The following is a 16717-nucleotide window of genomic DNA, read 5'->3' as shown; positions in this document are numbered from 1 at the left end:
AGCTTATAAAAACTAAGGTATCATTCTTTCCCTCCATAATCTTAATGATTTTACATAAGTTAAAACAGCTTGCTTCCATGGTTCTCTCCGCGGTCTGATATGGCTAGTTTAATTTTAGCCAAGCCGCACTATACTTGTTAGGCGGAAGCGGACGGCAAAATGTAACACACGAAGTCTATGCTTCAACCAAAAATCTTGCTTATCCCTTCCATCGGCATTGCTATCTTTACTCCACATAAAATTATATACTTTCTTGCATTTATTTACAACAAAACTCTGTTTTGCTTACCAACATTCTATGCATAATTACAGACAACTTTCGTGCTACAGCAATAATTGCTTTCTTCGTACCCTTCTTTTTTAGAAGCTTTAACCCCCAGCTTCTCAATTTAAATGTCCTTTTACATATTGTCAGTAAGACTTGCGCAGCTTCGTACAACATATTCCTACATTCTACTGGTCCCATTTTGATATACTTCCATGCCTATCAATCTCACCAGAAGCATACTGTCTTGGGCTTAACCCTAAATAGGCTCCAACTGCATAAGATGTTTCAAACCTATATGGATTATCTATTGCAGCTTTGTATGTCATTGCTACTATAATACCAACTCCTGGAACAGTAGTTAATAATTTACAATCCTCATCTTTTTTGCCTTGCTCTAAAATTATTTTGTTAAGCTTTCTCATTGATTCTTCTATTGCTTCTAAGCTATTTACCAATAATTCAATTGAGTTTTTGCTAATCTCATCTAGGTTGTTGATTATTTCTTGCACTTTTAAAGAGAAGCTTACAGAACTAGAACTTTGACTAACTTTTATCCCATGTATTTTTAATAACCCTCTTATTGTCCCAGCAATTTGCTCTCTGCTGCGTTTTAACTGTCTTCTGCTTCCAAGTGCTATTTTAATTTGACAAGACTCATCTGATTTTACTAATACTTCTTTATATAATCCAGCTCTCATCATTTGAGCTATACCCCTTGCGTCATTTTTATCGTTCTTATTGATCCTTGCAGATAATGCTGCTGCCATATGCCTTGCATCTACACAAATTACTGGCAATCCAAAGCCCCTCAACCCTTTGCACATTGATATTGACAGTTGTCCACTTTCTATCCCTATGGATTCGTATTCTTTGCTTTGACTAAGCAGAAACTTAGCTATCACACTGCTTTCACTTGTAACAACTTCTTCTTTAACAATTTTTCCTTTCTCATCAACAATACTTATAAAAGTTTCTTTTAATGAGATATCTAACCCGCTATAATATTTCATGAGACTACTCCTACTGTAAAAGTTTAAATTACTTTTGAAGAACTAATTCTATTGAATTTGTTACTTCGTGCTAAAATAATGGAGTATGTCTCTCCATCATTCAATAGCAATTACAGTATGTAACACTTTTTTAGATTCAGCAGAACGTTATGTAATTGAGGTAAGGAATAAACAGATTGATAGAGGTGTCACATTCTATGATATTTTAGCAAGCGAGGGTAACAAATTGGCATCTTATATGCAGAATGAGAGTATAGCACGTGTGTTAAAAACAGGTAATTATAAAAAGGAATTTCCTCTATGGGCTAATATAATAGAAAGTCAATATGAAAAAGGAATGGAAAGAAGAATACTATTAGATAAAACTGCAGAAGCTATGGGGATACAACATCCTGATTTAGAAACAATTCCTGAACTACCATTACCAGTCGGAGATAAAATAGCTAGTTTCTTAGCAAATGTGGATTTAGAAAATTTTTGCAAATCGGCCAATCAGAGATCTTGCTAAAGAAACAGAACGCACGGAGGTTGTAAATATGTTAAGTGGTACAAAAGTGACAGATGTATCAGTATCTTAACTCTCTATATTAAGGAAATTTTATAAATGAGCTTACTATAGTATGAATAAATGTAGATGTAGTGGAAAAAGGGAGGATGTTTTAAAAGTAGTTGATGATTTATTTGATAGTACAGAACTTGATATAAAAAGTGCTTTGAAAGATTTAATACTTAACCAACCTCCCTATAGTCATTCGGCTGATCTTTATCACTATGCATTTCAGGCGCTATGTTCTTACTTTGGTCAAGAATTACCTTACTACTCCGACTTTAAATTTGGCTATGTAACTGATATTGTAGACGATATACTTGAATCAGATTTTGGATTAAGTATAAATATTGTGGAAACCATTATAAATATCTCACGTGATGAATTCTTTGGGTTACCTATCGAAGGTGATGTAGTTAGCGGCCTTTTAGATAGAAATGACCTCCTTTCATTACAATCACAATTTAAAAAGATCCAGATTACTGATGATTTGCTTGAAACTCTTGAGGGTTTCGAAAATGAAAAAGAAAAGGATGGTGAGCCTAGTGACAAAGCAAGAAAAGCAATAGCATATCCTCTTATAAAAGAGATTAAAGAACATATTTCATATTGTGTCGAAGGTGGTTTCGATTTAGTTTCTTTTTGCTACTAATTACGTATCCGTTCAAAGTCGCAATATATATGCAATAGATGCCCTATTAGCAGAAGGGGCTAAGGTTAATGCGGTAGGTGATATGGGAAATACTCCTTTACATTTGGCTGCTCGAAGTCGCGATATATATGCAATAGTTGCCCTATTAGCAAAAGGGGCTAAGGTTAATGCGAGAGATATTTATAAATATGCTCCTTTACATTGGGCTGTTGAATTTGGTTATAAAGATGCAACTGAAGTTCTAATTCAGAAAATATTAATACAAGATTTTAGCGTACAAAAACCAAATTACTTGACAGGTGCATTTTCTACTTATTGGGATGAGTGTAAAAATGAAATTGAAGGAAAAATTGGCAATAGCAATACTTCATACCTTGACTTACTTAAAGCTGATGAAGATGAAATCGCTACCTACATGATAAATGATGAAATTAAAAAAGCAATAAATGAACTCAATTACGAAGGAGAATTTTCTATCATTGAAAGCCAAATAAGGAATAAATTCAATAAGGGAGTAGAAAGACGAGAGCTAATAGATAACGGTGGCATAGTGATTACTAAATACTCTAAACTTTACAATGATAAAGTATTACCTCTAGAAGTAAGTGAGAAAGTAGCTTCTTATTTATCAAATGCAGATTTAAAAAATTTAGTAGCTTCTTATTTATCAAATGTGGATTAATACCTATAGTAATAGCAGTGGTTGCAATCACAACAGTGGCGCTTAGCGGTTGATGGTATTACATATATGACCTCAAAGCCTAGTACTAAAATTGATGAAACGAGAGAAGAGCAAGGCATAACTGGGAATGGACGGGAAGTACAGCATTAGGCAGGCTTTGTTGCATAGCTAGTTAACAAGCAGAAGCATAGCAGGCTCAGAGGTCAATGTCAGTGAAGTTTATGGGAGTGTCAAGCTAAAGAATACAAAGGTTAGAAAAATTATTCTTGCATTAGTTTTTATTCGTACTATGTATTGTAACAAGGCAGAAGTAAACGAAACAATCAAAAAAGCCAGAGAAGGGCAATGGTTTTAATGTGGTTAGCTAAGGGGCTTTTATTATGGTATTCGTTTATATAATGTTAGGTGTGCTCTTTATTGTTATTCTCGATAGTTCATTAAACTCTTAATAAATAGGATGAAAAGCTCCATAAGCTCAAGTTAAGGAGAAATGGCGAAAGTGTGGAGAAAGATAATCCTTAATTAATGATTTAAGATCTTTTCTAAATAAATTGTTCCGTTTTGACGATTATGATTTTTTGAATATATCCTTTTACGTTGGATTCAAAGGAGACTCAAGAATCGGTTGCTCTATGTCCTCTACTTTTTCGATTTTTGTACTTGGTTTCAGCACATTATACAACGCAAAGCTCAGACACACCAATCCAGCTATTCCCACAACCGCTGCTACTACAGGCATTTTCATGATATACAATGCAGCACAATTTACCAATAACACTGCACCAACAACACCAGCCAGGATTGCTTGCCTTTGTTGCGTTAACGGTTTATCTTTTTCGTCTGTAGCATCAAAACATGGTTCAGCGGAAGATGGGCTGTCAGCTCTATCAACGGAAGTTGGCTCTACAGTAGTTTCTATTTGCGCTTTTTCGCTACTTTCACATATAGGTTGAAGATCTTCACTATTTATATTACATAATTTAGTGTCAGTTTCTGTAGCTTTATCAACTGTATTGGTTTGCTTTTTTATTTCAACTTTAACTTCCTCAACATCTGCCGGCATCTCCATATCAGCTCCTTTTGCGGTAGTGGTACCTTTTTTATTTCTAAGCTTTTCAGCAATATCTTTCCATATTTTTTTCGGTGTTCTCATAATGTTTTTCTCCTATTTCTTTTATAAATTAAGATGCTAAGCCATAAAATTTCTCCAACTGTTCACTCCACAGCATCGGTATTTCCCTTAAATCAGCCAACCTTAAACCTCTCGGTTGTTTCCCATTTACTATGTCTTCTTTTATCTTTGGAGCTAAATAATTTAATCTTAAAATTTGTTGTATACGTCTTGTACCTATATTAATTTTAACGCTCAGCTCTTTCACACTTCTATATTTTCCTTCCTCTAGTTGCCGTTTCCACAGATGGGCTCTCACCACTGCTTTCAGTAGCGCATTGTTTGTTTTTCCTTCTGGTTCTACTACTGTGCATTTGTTTCCTTTCTTCTTCAAATTCATCGCTATAAATGTCTCCTCTGATTCAGAACATACTTCTACTCCTTCCTCTCTTACCCACACTACCTTTATTAATTTTTTCACTGCTTCTTTCTGTTCTCTGAAACTTAAATTTTCCCATTTTTCTTTTTTTGCCCCTTTTTCCCAATTCTCATATAAGCATTCCGCTCTCTTCATTACTTCTTTTTCCACTTCTCCGGCGACTATTGTTCGGTTCACTGATCCACAATCTTTTCCTCTTAAATGGTTATTGCATATATAATATCGATACCTTTTATTTTCTTTTTTTGAGTATGTCAGCGTCATATTTACACCACAACTCTTGCACTTTATTATCCCCTTTAGCAGCGCTTCCTCATATTTTACTTTTCGATATGGTTGATTCTTTATCAACTCTTGCGCTTTTTGCCATTTTTCCTCTTCTATTATCGCTTCGTGCTTTCCCTTATACTGTTTTTCATAATGCCGTATTTTTCCCATATATATTGGATTTGTTATTATTCTTCTCACCGTTGCCTTTTTAAAGATATCTGATTTTGCTTTCGTTCGGTACCCTTGGCTATTTAACTCTTTTGCTAATCCTGCCATTGACTTCAGCTCCATATACCTCTCAAATATATGCTTTATTACTTTCGCTTCTTTTTCATTTATTATTAATTCCTTATCTTTTACATCATAGCCGAGTGGTGGATTTCCTCCCATCCATAGACCCTCTTCCTTCGATGTTGCTATTTTATTTTTTACTCTCTCTACTATCATTTCTCTTTCTAGTTGTGCCGCTCCTGATAACACTGTTTGTACAAATTTTCCCATTGGTGTGTTGTTATCAAATATTTGCGTCACCGCTACAAAACTTATCCGGTGTCTTCTAAAAAATGACGTTACTTCTATGCTGTCTTTTGTCTCTCTTGATAACCTATCTAGCGTATATACCACTACGCAATCTATTTCTCCTGCTGCTATATCCTTTAATAATTCCTTTATCGCTGGCCTATTTAAATTGCTTCCCGAATATCCTCCATCGTCATATCTTTTTGGTAATATTGCCCACCCTTCTTTGCTTTTTATATACTTTTCACATGCTACTCGTTGCGCGTCCAAGCTATTAAACTTTTGTTCTAATCCATCTTCGTTTGACTTTCTCGTATATATCGCACATCTTACCTCTTTTAGCATCTTCTCCTCCTCAACTTCCCTTTTTATCACGCATTCCGAACAACAACGGTCCGTTATAACTCATTCCCATTATTTTTCCGGCTACTGCTGATAATTACGTATAAAACTCTTCTCGGTAGATCAAACCTGTATTTGTTACCATTACCGCATGCGTTTCCTCACCTCTTTCTAGTATCAACTCCGTTCCCTCCACTGGCAGTTTATCGCTACTTATTCTTTTTCCCTGTTCTAGCCGATCTGCCAGGTATTCTAGTCTTTTTGCTCCTTTTCTTGATATTTCTCCATACGCTTTCTCCTGCAACCTATACGCCAATCTTGGTATCAGGTATTTCTTTGAGTGTCTAGGTGCTTCTTCCTCAAATACCTTCTTCCATATTTTTTTCAGTTCTGCTAGTGGTTTTTTCTCTAAATATTTTACCTCTTTTTCTACTTTTTTTTCCATATAATCACCTTTTCAAACACAGCCCTTCTGAATTTTTAAACGCTATAGCACTTTCTCATCCACAGTTTCTAGCTCTTCCTTTGCTACTATCACACCTGCTGCCGTACTTTCCGATACAACCCTTATTCTTTCTATGAACTCTCTCTGTTTATTTGCCATTTTTACGTTCTCTAACACTTCTTTTATCTCTTTATTATTTCTCGCATAATCCATTGGGGTTTTGCCATATTTATCCTTTTGCTCTACATTTGCTCCCGCTTTTACTAGCTCTTTTATTATCTCTTTTGTTATCCTTCCTTCTCCTGTTTTGCATGCTATATGCAGTGGTGTGTATCCTTTATGATCTCTCGCATTTATAGCATTTCTCATAATAGTCCAAACAGGTCATAGGAAGGCAGAATCAACAGCACGAAGAAAGGATTCGAATAGAGGAATGTTTTTCCTGGCTCTGTTTTTTATAGCAAACCAATGATGCTCAATTTTGTTGAAATCTGGAGAATAAGGCGGCAGATACAAAATTTCTGCACCAACCCCTTTAGCAAGCTCGATAATCTTATCAGACTTATGAAAAGTAGCATTGTCAAGAATGACAGTCTGTCCAGGTTCCAAGATCGGTGTCAAAAATTGCTCAAACCATCCATTAAAAACATCCATATTACAGTGGCCTTCAAAGGTTAACGGAACAACTATCTTTCTTCCACTTAAGGCTGCAACCATACTGATTCGTTGAGTTTTCTTTCCAGATTTTAAGGCATAAAACCGCCGTCCTTTCTGGCAATATCCGTAGGGGTAGTCTTCGGTGTTATCAATGCCAGACTCATCTATATACACTAAGTTTTTAGGTTCTTTTGTCGCTATAATTTTCAAAAATTCAGCACGTTTTTCTTCGTTTCTTTCCTTGTATCCATATGTCTTTTTTTGCGCGTAAATCCAATTTTTTTAAGGGCTCGATAGATCGTTTGGATACTAACGTTGTTCCAAAGTTTAGCCATTTCCGATAGAGTCTTTCCTCCGTGTTCTCTGGCAAATTTGGCAAAGGTATCCCAGTCGGTAATTTTGTGATTGTAACCCCCATTTCCAAGTTTTTTTGATTGAAAGTCTCCTGTTTCTTTTCTTCTTTGCTGCCACTCCCATAAAGTAGTTCGTCCAATCTTAAATCTTGCTGCCACTGTTTCTCTGCTTTCTCCTTCGTCTAGCGCTTCCATTGCTTTTTTTCTTAAATCATAACTATATGCTGCTGGCATTCAACCTCCTTATCATCATCTATCCTTATCCTATCACATCCGGACTTTTATCGAAAGAGCTATAACTTTCTCACCACTAAAATTAAATATAGCATTTTCTATCTTCTCCTGGATTGAGTTAGCAGAGTGTTGCTGTTTTTGCCAACCAGAGAAATTACTACCATTATATTCTACCGTTATTTTGTATCGCACTGCATTACATCAAGCTCTATCTAAAATAGTCATTTTCTATCTTAACATAATTTATGGTCAAGCCTACAGTGCTGCCACTCCCATAAAGTAGTTCGTCCAATCTTAAATCTTGCTGCCACTGCTTCTCTGCTTTCTCCTTCGTCTAGCGCCTCCATTGCTTTTTTTCTTAAATCATAACTATATGCTGCTGGCATTCAACCTCCTTATCATTATCTATCCTTATCACATCCGGACTTCTATGAAAAGAGCTATACTTCTCAAATACTCTTTCTGCTTCATTTTCAGCTAACTCTTTCATTATTTCCCGAGCTTGCGTGTTTACTTTAATTTCATCTATTGGTAACGGTGTCATGTACCTTCTTTTGAATATTCCTATATGACCATTTTTCATTGTTGCTATAAATGCTCCTTCATACGTACGGCTTCCTACCTTTGCTCCTATCTTTGTCTGTTTTATACTCCCAAGTTTTGCTACTCCTATCCACTGCGAACTAAGCTTTATTATAGACCACAAACGCTTTCTATTTGCTTTATCCACACTTAACTTTTTTCTCATTGCTTTTTTTGGTATTTGTTTTTCTTCGCTAACTTGTTTGACAGTTTGCGATCTTACCCATAGTGCTGTTTTGTTTAATGCCCTCACCGTTGCTTTTTCCACTTTTTTCCTTTCAGCATCTATACTTTGTATAATACTACCGGTGACTTCGATGTTAATACGCATCTACATCCCTGACGCTTGAATTTTCCATAGCATTCCCGAATTGTCCCTAAGTGGTGGTGAATGTACTTTGTACTTACGCTTATCAATAATAAAGGTATCTCCTACTACTGGCTGCAATACATCGAATATACTCACCTCCAAAATCAACATCTCCCCTACAAATTGTCCTTCACCAATCCCGTATAATTTATCTGGCTGTTGCTTTAATATCTGCACCATGTATGACTTATCCTTTGATTCATACAAAGCTTGCTGTCCTAAATGTGTAAAACAATCTGCAAATAATCTTTTAATATCTCTAAACATAATTTTTTAGTTGCTTTTTATTCTTTAGTTGATATAATGTTTCCTGTTCGGGGTATTAAAAACAATCTGTTTACCTCACCTGTTATGCAGCGAGTTTTACAAGTATACCTGGGCGATGGCACATTGGTAGAGGGTTTGATTGGGTATGAAGGTCAGTCCCTCTATCAAATCTTCTTGGCTCTTGTTTTGCATAGAGCGGTTGTCCTAGTGTATTTACCGTCTCATTAAAGTCTGCTGGGGCAAAGTAAGTCGTAAATGTATTAGCTGTACCAAGTGGAAAACAGTGTCCCGTATCTTTTTCTATAAATCTTCTCACAATTCCTTCAGGGTCAGTTGCTTGTCCTCTGTACTCCTCAAATGTTATTCCACAGAACGTAAATCCTGATCTCATATCGTTCCGGAGTGCTGCTCCTTCTTGCCATCTCTCATATGCCTCTTTTACTTTGGCATGCGAAGTTAGTGCATCAAAAAACTCTGGACTTACCAGCGCATGAATCCCAGTCATGTATTCACCACTTAAGTTGTCCTCAACATGACGCAATACTTCCAGACACTTACGCTTTACATCAGTGGTTGCTGTTCCCAGTGCAAAATTTACTACTTTCGGTGTAATTTCAAATTCGTTATACAGATTTAACAATTCACTGCCATCTGCGTCCAGAATAATCCCTTTCAATGCTCCCATCCGCAAATGCTCTAACGTTATCGCGTGTTTGTTTCTCATCATCTGCAAATGATCCGTTATTACATCTGCCAGCGCCTTAAGTTCATTCTCTGACCCAAATGCCCTTATTCCTTGCACTTCCTCAGGCAACACTACATCATCATGGGGAATATGCGGAATGGTAAAAGTTCTTATTTTCCTTTTTCCTCGTTTTCCTACTGTTGCTGGTGCTCCTGGCACTTGCGTTGGTAATAAAGTTAAAACTCCTTGGTGTTCTTCTATCGTAATATGACGAAATCTTACTGACCTACTTGGAAATAAATTTAAATTTTCTGTTCGACCATAATTTATCGGCAATATGTTCATTGCATTTGTTAATGCTGTCATACTAAATGCCGGATTTGTAAATGGATTTTGCATGTTTTTCCCCTTGTTTTCCCTATTAATTTAAGTTGAGTTGAGTTGAAGTTTAGACACCTTTGCGGATGATGATACCCCGTGCGTCAAGTTGCTTTATTGCTGCAGCTTTCTGCTCTTCTGTTATATTTGCTGGCCACACCACTGCATGATCCGCTAGCATCGCAATACGTGTAATGATTACTGCTTTGGTGGTTTCCGTTGCATTTACATCACTTGTTATTACACCTATTGCTGTTTGCGTGCCGTCTGTAGCTGTTGGATTTAAGGACTTAATTAGACCGTCTTTAGTATCACACCCAACAACTGTACCAAGTTTAAGGTTCTGCCCCTTTGCTACTGTTATTTGGTCTCTTGAATATAGATTTGATGCCTCATACTTTAATAGGTCACCAAGGTTATTTTGTTCGGTTATACAACTCATAAATTTTTCTCCTTTTTTTCCCTTTAGTTTTACCGCCATGTTTGATACGCGGCGGTAAAAGATAGATTGCTTATAATTTTTGGCTACTTGTTTACCGCTGTGTTTGTAGCTGTTATACGCCGCGGTAAAAGATATGCCATCCTGTAATTGCCTATTCTGGCGGACTTTGGTCACTTATTTACCGCGGCGTTTGTAATTGCTGATACCTAAATTTCTCAAATGCCAGATTGCGCTCGAGTTCTTGCTACCTGCATCATCAAGTCTTCTGGTGTATTTTGCGGTATTGTACTCAGTATCTCTGTCTTCTTTGTTCTCTCTGCTAGTATCGACATCAATATCTCTTGGGCTTGTTTGGCATTTACATTCTGCTCGATAAATTCTCCTATTTTCTCTGGCATCTTTGATAAATTACATAATCTTATCACCTCTAAAATTTCTCTACGACAGTTCTCGTAGCCTACATGTTTTGCTTCCTCAATTAACTCATTAGTATTTATGGTTTGTTCTTTTGTCATACTAAAACTCCTATGATTATTAATAAATTCAGAATATGTTATTACTTCATCAGCAAGTCCAATCTCTATTGCTTTCTCACCAAAATATAGCCCTGCTTCCGTTGATTTGATTCTTTCCGTGGACAAATTTCTGTTTCGTGCTATAAGCTGGACAAACATCTCATATAGGCGGTCTACTTCCTCTTGCAAGCTTTCCACACTTTCTGATGTTATTGGCTCATGCGGATTTAAATCGTTTTTTCGATTCCCAGCAAATACTGTGGTATATTTTATCCCCTGTTTTTCATCAAACCCACTTTGGTCTATATGACTTGCTATTACTCCTATGCTTCCAACTCCTGAAGTCCTCGTTACCAATACTTTTTCAGCACTTGACGCTATCGCATATGCCGCAGAATACGCATCATCATTTGCTATTGCCACAATCCTCTTTTTTGTCCTTGCTTCGTAAATAAAGTCAGCAAGGTCGAATAAACCGTTTACTTCTCCTCCGGGGCTGTCTATGTCCAAAATTATTGTTTCTACTTCTTCATCTATTAAAGCTTTTTCTATCTCTTCACGTATCTTCTCATATGATGTCATTCCCAACATATCATCAAAAGCTCCTGGTTTCTTGGTCAAAATTCCATGTATCGGTATTATTGCTATTTTTTCTACGTTGTTTTCTGCAGTGTGTTTTATGTTTTTAAACGTAGGGTGTTTTGCTGCATGTAATGACAATAGATCAAAACTTCTTTGCTCCATCATTACCGGTCTGTTCAGCCACATTGCTTGTTGTTTCATGTCATTTCCGCAAAACTACTTTGTACATCAGAGTCAAAACTTAAGCCCAGTTCACTTGCACGTCTTTGATCCTCAGCAATTTCCTGGTCTATTTCTTCTATATCGTAACCTAGCTCTGAAACCACCTCTGACCTACTTTTAAACCCATTTCTTACCGCCATTTGCTGTGCTTGCTGGTCTTTCAGTGGATCTACGTAAGCACACCCTTGCGGTATCCATTTTACCTCTTTTGCTGTTCCTTTTGCCCAATTTTCACCTATGTCCAGTTCTCCAGATAGTATTGCTAATTCTAACCACCTATCCCATACTGGACGGCAAAATTGAAATACCATTATGTTATGCTGTAACATTCCGCACCTCCTACGAAACTCTATTAATCCTGCTCGGATTGATGAATAATTGACACCACTTAGATCTCCTGTTAGCTGCTCGTAAGTTATTCCCATGCCTACTGCTATTGCTCTAAGCTGCTGTTTCATGAATGCTTCGTAACTTCCTCCAACATCTGATGGTTCCGAGAACTTGATATCTTCTCCGGGATCAAGTAATTGCATAGTCCCAGGTTCTAAACCAGATAATGCTACTCCATGCTCATTTGCTTCACCTTCTCCTAAAATATTTGCTTCTGGATCGAGTCTGGTAATAAACCCAGCAAACATTGCAGCAGTCTTTTTTCTGACTAATTCCGCATCATCGTATTGATCAAGTTCATAGAGCTTTAACAGTACACTGGACAACCATGGTACTCCTCGAATCTGCCCAGGTCTTAGTGGTCTATAGATATGTAAAACATCGTTTGCTGGCACTCTTACTGATTCGCCAAACGAGCCTTCACCTGGATGTTCTCTAAATAGGTAATATGCTTCTCTTTGCCCAAGTCGGTTAAATTCAATGCCGTTTCTTATTATAGCTCTTTCGATAAAAGTCCGGATGTGATAGGATAAGGATAGATGATGATAAGGAGGTTGAATGCCAGCAGCATATAGTTATGATTTAAGAAAAAAAGCAATGGAAGCGCTAGACGAAGGAGAAAGCAGAGAAACAGTGGCAGCAAGATTTAAGATTGGACGAACTACTTTATGGGAGTGGCAGCAAAGAAGAAAAGAAACAGGAGACTTTCAATCAAAAAAACTTGGAAATGGGGGTTACAATCACAAAATTACCGACTGGGATACCTTTGCCAAATTTGCCAGAGAACACGGAGGAAAGACTCTATCGGAAATGGCTAAACTTTGGAACAACGTTAGTATCCAAACGATCTATCGAGCCCTTAAAAAAATTGGATTTACGCGCAAAAAAAGACATATGGATACAAGGAAAGAAACGAAGAAAAACGTGCTGAATTTTTGAAAATTATAGCGACAAAAGAACCTAAAAACTTAGTGTATATAGATGAGTCTGGCATTGATAACACCGAAGACTACCCCTACGGATATTGCCAGAAAGGACGGCGGTTTTATGCCTTAAAATCTGGAAAGAAAACTCAACGAATCAGTATGGTTGCAGCCTTAAGTGGAAGAAAGATAGTTGTTCCGTTAACCTTTGAAGGCCACTGTAATATGGATGTTTTTAATGGATGGTTTGAGCAATTTTTGACACCGATCTTGGAACCTGGACAGACTGTCATTCTTGACAATGCTACTTTTCATAAGTCTGATAAGATTATCGAGCTTGCTAAAGGGGTTGGTGCAGAAATTTTGTATCTGCCGCCTTATTCTCCAGATTTCAACAAAATTGAGCATCATTGGTTTGCTATAAAAAACAGAGCCAGGAAAAACATTCCTCTATTCGAATCCTTTCTTCGTGCTGTTGATTCTGCCTTCCTATGACCTGTTTGGACTATTATGAGAAATGCTATAACTATTTAGATGGTACAATATCAACCACAGGATCAGATGCAAATGAAGAATTTATCAATCTTTTAAGCGAAAATCTCAGAGAGAGGTTATTGGGGTCAGGAGTTGCTCTAGAAGATGAAGATGTTGATGATATTGTTGAAGTCAGAGTATCTACCGTTATAGATCTATTGAGTGATTATGCTAAATTGGAAGATAATAAAGAACACAGAGAGTTATTAATAAGTAAAGTAGCAGATAATTTAGGACTTTCCACTCAAGATAAAACAGCACCAGAAGTATTGATGGAATTAGGCTCTTTACCTTCTTTGATAAAAGGTCAGGTTAATCATAATCAAGTGCAGTCTGTTGTAAATACTTTTATTAAGTTAATTATTGAAGGGAAAAGCGAAGTATACAAAAAAGGAGGTGCGATTAATGCAATTGATGCAATTCATAAGGAGATAGATAAGGCAATTGTTGAGCAAGAAAAAAAAGCAACCAACAAACAAGATATAGAAAATGATAAATGGACAGATAGAATCAAAAAACAGAATTATTCTGCGGAATCACATGAACATTTACCTTAAAGATATTAGTAGGCTCTTTAAATATTTTAGAGTTCATGGTTACAACGGTTGCTATTTTACAGTGCATCTCACAACACTTTCTTCAAAAATATACATGTTAACATACCCTGGACGTACAAGATCACACTTATACCCAAGCTTTTCATAAAATACTTTCGCTTTTTGAAAATTCATGGTTGCAACGGTTGCTATTTTACAGTGCATCTCACGACCATAATCATGAACTTCTTCCATTAGCTGCTTTCCCATACCTTTTCTTCTATAATCAGAATGTACCCAAAGCAAGTCAGTGTAAATTGAACCATAGATAACAAAACCGCTACAACCTGCAATAATTTGTTCAGTATCATCGCGAATAAAAAAAGCAAATGGGTTACACGTACCTTTATCAACGGTTTCTTCATTAATCTTTTTGAGTAGGAATTCAATGTCTTTGCTACTTGGTGATGTGGTGTGTTCTATTTTCATCTCTCGGCCTAATACCGCATACTGATTTCTCTCTTTATCTTATATAAATTAATTAAGTAAAGTGAATACAGTATCCACACTACTAAAAAAAATGTGGCACAAAACATAAACATTGCAACCAGTGGCAACAGCAGGGAACTTTCTATTGCTATTCCACCTTTTCTCAAAATGCTTGCTGGCTGATGGAGAGTGGACCATAAATTCACGGAAAATTTTACTATAGGAATATTTATAGCACTAAAGATGGCAAATACTGCTGCTGATTTTTCTGCCCTCGCTTCATTATCAAAAGCGCTCCACAATGAAAGGTAGCCAACATATAGGAAAAGTAAAATCAGCATTGAAGTAAGTCTTGCATCCCATACCCACCAAGTGCCCCAGGTTCCTTTTCCCCAGATGCTGCCTGTGATTAAACATATTGCCGAAAAGACTGTCCCTGCAGGAGCAGCAGCATGTGCCAAGACACTAGCAATGCTATTGTTCCATACCAATGAAATGAAACTGAGTGATGCAATTAATCCATATATTCCAAGAGCAAGCCATGCAGAAGGCACATGAATGTACATAATTCGTACAATTTCTCCTTGTTTATAATCTTCTGGAGAGAAGAATAACGCCAAAGACATTCCAATTAAAAAACATGCGAAACAAATAACCCCAAGCCAAGGTAGAGCTTTCTTAGAAAAATAAGAGAAATTTGTAGGCTTTAATAAAAACATTCGTTTTGAGAATAATTGTGTTAAGAATTTACCAATTAGTTTGAGTTTTATCAACAGGATAGTTTTTCTATATTTACGTAGGTCAACAAATTAGCATAATTTCAGTAGCAGATTGCTAGCCATTATTTTTAGTATAACACTATATAAAACATGACCATTAAAAAGCTTAATCTACACTTAGTATCAGATTCAAGTGGTGAAACTGTTATATCAGTTGCAAAATCAGCTCTGAAACACTTTCGTTCTATAGAAACGATCGAATATGTTTGGTCTTTTGTGAAAAAAGAGGAGCAGATTGACAAAATTCTGGAGGAAATTAATAGGAAAAGTGATGAGCATAATTTTGTTATATGCACTATTACTGATGATGAGCTAAGAAAATATTTAAAAGATAACTGTATAAAGTTGAAAATTCCCTATAGAGCAATATTATCACATATTATTAGAGAAATTTCGTCCTATCTTGAAATTGAAAAAGACGAAAAGCTTGACTTGCATACTGAGATAAATAACGAATATTTTCAGCGCATTGAGGCAATAAACTACACTATTAATCATGATGATGGACAAAATATTCAAGATATTGATAAAGCAGATATAATTTTGGTTGGAGTTTCACGTACATCAAAATCTCCCACCAGTACGTATTTAGCTTACCGAGGCTATAAAGTTGCAAATATTCCTTTTGTTAGTGGAGTACCCTTTTATGTTGACTTGGCAAAATTAAAAAATAAACTAACGATAGGGGTAACAATAGACGTAAGTAGGCTAATAGAAATACGCAAAAATAGACTTACTTCAATTAACAACGAAGATAATAATATATATGCTAACCCTGAGAAAGTAGAAAAGGAAATTAAAGAAGCAGAGGAGCTCTTTAAACAGAATAACTGGCCAATTATCGATGTCACGCAAAAGTCGATCGAAGAAGTATCAGCAACAATTATACAATATTTTAATAAAATGTTATCAATTGACTAACTCTTGATAAGTGATTATAATGTAAAGTAATTTAATTCTTACTATAGATATGAAAGTCAAAGGGTCGCTAAAATCTCATCGTAACAGAGATAAAAATTGTAAAGTTGTGAAAAGGGGTGGTAAGATTTACATTATAAATAAGGTAAAGCCAAGGTGTAAAGCGCGTCAAGGTTCTTAGCTTTTTGTTCACCTTTTCATGTTATATATTTTTTATATGTGAAAGTACGGTGCTTATATCTAAAAAGAAGCAAAAGTTACTGTGTTTAAGCGCAGCCTTACTCATTTCTTCCCTTACATTATATTTCAGCATTAGCACAATTACAGGTAAACGTGGCTTATTGACGTTAATCGATTTAAAAAAAGAAATCGAGTACAATAAACTTTTGCTAAAGGGTGTCTCTTCTGAAAAGGAAAAGTTGGACAACAAAGTATTTGGCTTATATGAAAAAAGCTTAGATTTAGATCTGCTTGATGAGCAAGCAAAAAATGCTTTAGGTTATGTGAACCCTAATGAACTTATGGTTGTTCTTGACGTGGAATAGCAGTAGAGATCTCCCTACGTCATACCGCCGC

The 16717-nt window shown here is 36.2% G+C and carries 18 protein-coding genes and 6 pseudogenes; 8 read left to right on the top strand and 16 right to left on the bottom strand.

Going from position 1 to position 16717, the window contains the following annotated elements:
• Positions 1-453: 453 nt before the first annotated feature.
• Complete coding sequence (locus tag OOL03_RS03445; protein WP_264707142.1) at positions 454-1278, bottom strand: IS110 family RNA-guided transposase; 825 nt, start codon at positions 1276-1278, stop codon at positions 454-456.
• An 85-nt stretch (positions 1279-1363) separates the two neighbouring features.
• Between OOL03_RS03445 and OOL03_RS03440 the strand changes: the two genes are divergently transcribed.
• The 3 genes from OOL03_RS03440 (at position 1364) to OOL03_RS03430 (ending at position 3159) form a co-directional block, all read left to right on the top strand.
• Positions 1364-1786 carry a hypothetical protein gene (locus OOL03_RS03440; protein WP_264707648.1) on the top strand — a complete coding sequence of 141 codons (423 nt, stop codon included), beginning with the start codon at positions 1364-1366 and terminating at the stop codon, positions 1784-1786.
• Positions 1787-1898: 112 nt separating this feature from the next.
• The gene (locus OOL03_RS03435; protein WP_264707647.1) at positions 1899-2477 is read left to right on the top strand and encodes a DUF7691 family protein; all 579 of its coding nucleotides are present in this window, start codon (positions 1899-1901) and stop codon (positions 2475-2477) included.
• A gap of 25 nt (positions 2478-2502) precedes the next feature.
• Positions 2503-3159 carry an ankyrin repeat domain-containing protein gene (locus OOL03_RS03430; RefSeq protein WP_319803727.1) on the top strand — a complete coding sequence of 219 codons (657 nt, stop codon included), beginning with the start codon at positions 2503-2505 and terminating at the stop codon, positions 3157-3159.
• 592 nt (positions 3160-3751) lie between these two features.
• Here OOL03_RS03430 and OOL03_RS03425 read toward each other — a convergent pair.
• The 13 genes and pseudogenes from OOL03_RS03425 to OOL03_RS03365 all read right to left on the bottom strand — a co-directional run.
• Positions 3752-4312, bottom strand: coding sequence for a hypothetical protein (locus tag OOL03_RS03425; protein WP_264707646.1), 561 nt, complete (start codon positions 4310-4312; stop codon positions 3752-3754).
• 28 nt (positions 4313-4340) lie between these two features.
• A complete protein-coding gene (locus OOL03_RS03420; protein ID WP_264707645.1) occupies positions 4341-5843 on the bottom strand; it encodes a recombinase family protein in 1503 nt (500 codons plus the stop codon).
• A gap of 10 nt (positions 5844-5853) precedes the next feature.
• A pseudogene (locus OOL03_RS03415) lies at positions 5854-6285 on the bottom strand (DUF2924 domain-containing protein).
• Between the two features lie 42 nt (positions 6286-6327).
• Positions 6328-6618 (bottom strand): annotated as a pseudogene (locus OOL03_RS03410) (ankyrin repeat domain-containing protein); the annotation flags it as partial.
• A gap of 51 nt (positions 6619-6669) precedes the next feature.
• Positions 6670-7529, bottom strand: a protein-coding gene (locus tag OOL03_RS03405; RefSeq protein WP_264707019.1) for an IS630 family transposase whose coding sequence is annotated in 2 segments (ribosomal slippage) — positions 6670-7205 and positions 7205-7529 — 861 coding nt in all. Because the reading frame shifts where the segments join, the coding sequence is not laid out codon by codon here.
• Between the two features lie 75 nt (positions 7530-7604).
• Positions 7605-7721: pseudogene (locus tag OOL03_RS03400) on the bottom strand (tRNA pseudouridine(38-40) synthase TruA); the annotation flags it as partial.
• 71 nt (positions 7722-7792) lie between these two features.
• Positions 7793-7915 (bottom strand): annotated as a pseudogene (locus tag OOL03_RS03395) (IS630 transposase-related protein); the annotation flags it as partial.
• Entirely contained in the window at positions 7888-8442 is a 555-nt protein-coding gene (locus OOL03_RS03390) for a phage tail protein (protein ID WP_264707643.1), read from the bottom strand. The gene OOL03_RS03390 and the pseudogene OOL03_RS03395, both read right to left, overlap by 28 nt.
• On the bottom strand, positions 8443-8748 hold the full coding sequence (locus tag OOL03_RS03385) for a head-tail joining protein (protein ID WP_264707642.1): 306 nt from the start codon (positions 8746-8748) through the stop codon (positions 8443-8445). It lies immediately after the preceding gene.
• A gap of 82 nt (positions 8749-8830) precedes the next feature.
• Positions 8831-9832 (bottom strand): major capsid protein, encoded by a 1002-nt coding sequence (locus tag OOL03_RS03380; RefSeq protein WP_264707641.1) that lies wholly within the window; start codon positions 9830-9832, stop codon positions 8831-8833.
• Between the two features lie 49 nt (positions 9833-9881).
• A complete protein-coding gene (locus OOL03_RS03375) occupies positions 9882-10253 on the bottom strand; it encodes a head decoration protein (protein ID WP_264707640.1) in 372 nt (123 codons plus the stop codon).
• Positions 10254-10468: 215 nt separating this feature from the next.
• The gene (locus tag OOL03_RS03370) at positions 10469-11536 is read right to left on the bottom strand and encodes a S49 family peptidase (RefSeq protein ID WP_264707639.1); all 1068 of its coding nucleotides are present in this window, start codon (positions 11534-11536) and stop codon (positions 10469-10471) included.
• An 11-nt stretch (positions 11537-11547) separates the two neighbouring features.
• A pseudogene (locus OOL03_RS03365) lies at positions 11548-12459 on the bottom strand (phage portal protein); the annotation flags it as partial.
• Between the two features lie 61 nt (positions 12460-12520).
• Here OOL03_RS03365 and OOL03_RS03360 point away from each other — a divergent pair.
• Together OOL03_RS03360 and OOL03_RS03355 are read left to right on the top strand one after the other, a co-directional pair.
• A protein-coding gene (locus tag OOL03_RS03360; RefSeq protein WP_264707019.1) for an IS630 family transposase occupies positions 12521-13380 on the top strand; the annotation gives its coding sequence in 2 pieces (ribosomal slippage) (positions 12521-12845 and positions 12845-13380; 861 coding nt in all).
• 20 nt (positions 13381-13400) lie between these two features.
• Positions 13401-13976 (top strand): annotated as a pseudogene (locus OOL03_RS03355) (hypothetical protein); the annotation flags it as partial.
• A 51-nt stretch (positions 13977-14027) separates the two neighbouring features.
• Here OOL03_RS03355 and OOL03_RS03350 read toward each other — a convergent pair.
• A complete protein-coding gene (locus tag OOL03_RS03350; RefSeq protein WP_006279634.1) occupies positions 14028-14444 on the bottom strand; it encodes a GNAT family N-acetyltransferase in 417 nt (138 codons plus the stop codon).
• 8 nt (positions 14445-14452) lie between these two features.
• Positions 14453-15163 carry a heme ABC transporter permease CcmC gene (ccmC, locus tag OOL03_RS03345; RefSeq protein WP_065095173.1) on the bottom strand — a complete coding sequence of 237 codons (711 nt, stop codon included), beginning with the start codon at positions 15161-15163 and terminating at the stop codon, positions 14453-14455.
• Positions 15164-15313: 150 nt separating this feature from the next.
• Here ccmC and OOL03_RS03340 point away from each other — a divergent pair, with 150 nt between their 5' ends.
• Genes OOL03_RS03340 through OOL03_RS03330 form a run of 3 tightly spaced genes read left to right on the top strand, consistent with a single transcriptional unit; the run spans position 15314 to position 16686 of the window.
• A complete protein-coding gene (locus tag OOL03_RS03340; RefSeq protein ID WP_065095172.1) occupies positions 15314-16144 on the top strand; it encodes a pyruvate, water dikinase regulatory protein in 831 nt (276 codons plus the stop codon).
• Positions 16145-16193: 49 nt separating this feature from the next.
• The gene (gene ykgO / locus OOL03_RS03335; RefSeq protein ID WP_006279631.1) at positions 16194-16322 is read left to right on the top strand and encodes a type B 50S ribosomal protein L36; all 129 of its coding nucleotides are present in this window, start codon (positions 16194-16196) and stop codon (positions 16320-16322) included.
• Positions 16323-16371: 49 nt separating this feature from the next.
• Positions 16372-16686: an FtsB family cell division protein gene (locus tag OOL03_RS03330; RefSeq protein ID WP_264707637.1), complete on the top strand. Its 315-nt coding sequence runs from the start codon at positions 16372-16374 to the stop codon at positions 16684-16686.
• The last annotated feature ends 31 nt before the right edge of the window (positions 16687-16717 follow it).

Source organism: Wolbachia endosymbiont (group A) of Acrocera orbiculus, assembly GCF_947250015.1.
In the GTDB taxonomy this organism is placed as follows: Bacteria; Pseudomonadota; Alphaproteobacteria; order Rickettsiales; family Anaplasmataceae; genus Wolbachia; species Wolbachia pipientis.
This window is presented reverse-complemented; position numbering and strand designations above follow the sequence as displayed.

Bases quoted from the DNA above. Each gene is read 5' to 3' on its own strand.
- ykgO (WP_006279631.1), top strand. From the start codon at position 16,194: ATGAAAGTCAAAGGGTCGCTAAAATCTCATCGTAACAGAGATAAAAAT.
- OOL03_RS03420 (WP_264707645.1), bottom strand. From the start codon at position 5,843: ATGCTAAAAGAGGTAAGATGTGCGATATATACGAGAAAGTCAAACGAA.
- OOL03_RS03370 (WP_264707639.1), bottom strand. From the start codon at position 11,536: ATGTGGCTGAACAGACCGGTAATGATGGAGCAAAGAAGTTTTGATCTA.
- OOL03_RS03440 (WP_264707648.1), top strand. From the start codon at position 1,364: ATGTCTCTCCATCATTCAATAGCAATTACAGTATGTAACACTTTTTTA.
- OOL03_RS03380 (WP_264707641.1), bottom strand. From the start codon at position 9,832: ATGCAAAATCCATTTACAAATCCGGCATTTAGTATGACAGCATTAACA.
- OOL03_RS03350 (WP_006279634.1), bottom strand. From the start codon at position 14,444: ATGAAAATAGAACACACCACATCACCAAGTAGCAAAGACATTGAATTC.
- OOL03_RS03445 (WP_264707142.1), bottom strand. From the start codon at position 1,278: ATGAAATATTATAGCGGGTTAGATATCTCATTAAAAGAAACTTTTATA.
- OOL03_RS03340 (WP_065095172.1), top strand. From the start codon at position 15,314: ATGACCATTAAAAAGCTTAATCTACACTTAGTATCAGATTCAAGTGGT.
- ccmC (WP_065095173.1), bottom strand. From the start codon at position 15,163: ATGTTTTTATTAAAGCCTACAAATTTCTCTTATTTTTCTAAGAAAGCT.
- OOL03_RS03390 (WP_264707643.1), bottom strand. From the start codon at position 8,442: ATGCGTATTAACATCGAAGTCACCGGTAGTATTATACAAAGTATAGAT.
- OOL03_RS03435 (WP_264707647.1), top strand. From the start codon at position 1,899: ATGAATAAATGTAGATGTAGTGGAAAAAGGGAGGATGTTTTAAAAGTA.
- OOL03_RS03375 (WP_264707640.1), bottom strand. From the start codon at position 10,253: ATGAGTTGTATAACCGAACAAAATAACCTTGGTGACCTATTAAAGTAT.
- OOL03_RS03425 (WP_264707646.1), bottom strand. From the start codon at position 4,312: ATGAGAACACCGAAAAAAATATGGAAAGATATTGCTGAAAAGCTTAGA.
- OOL03_RS03385 (WP_264707642.1), bottom strand. From the start codon at position 8,748: ATGTTTAGAGATATTAAAAGATTATTTGCAGATTGTTTTACACATTTA.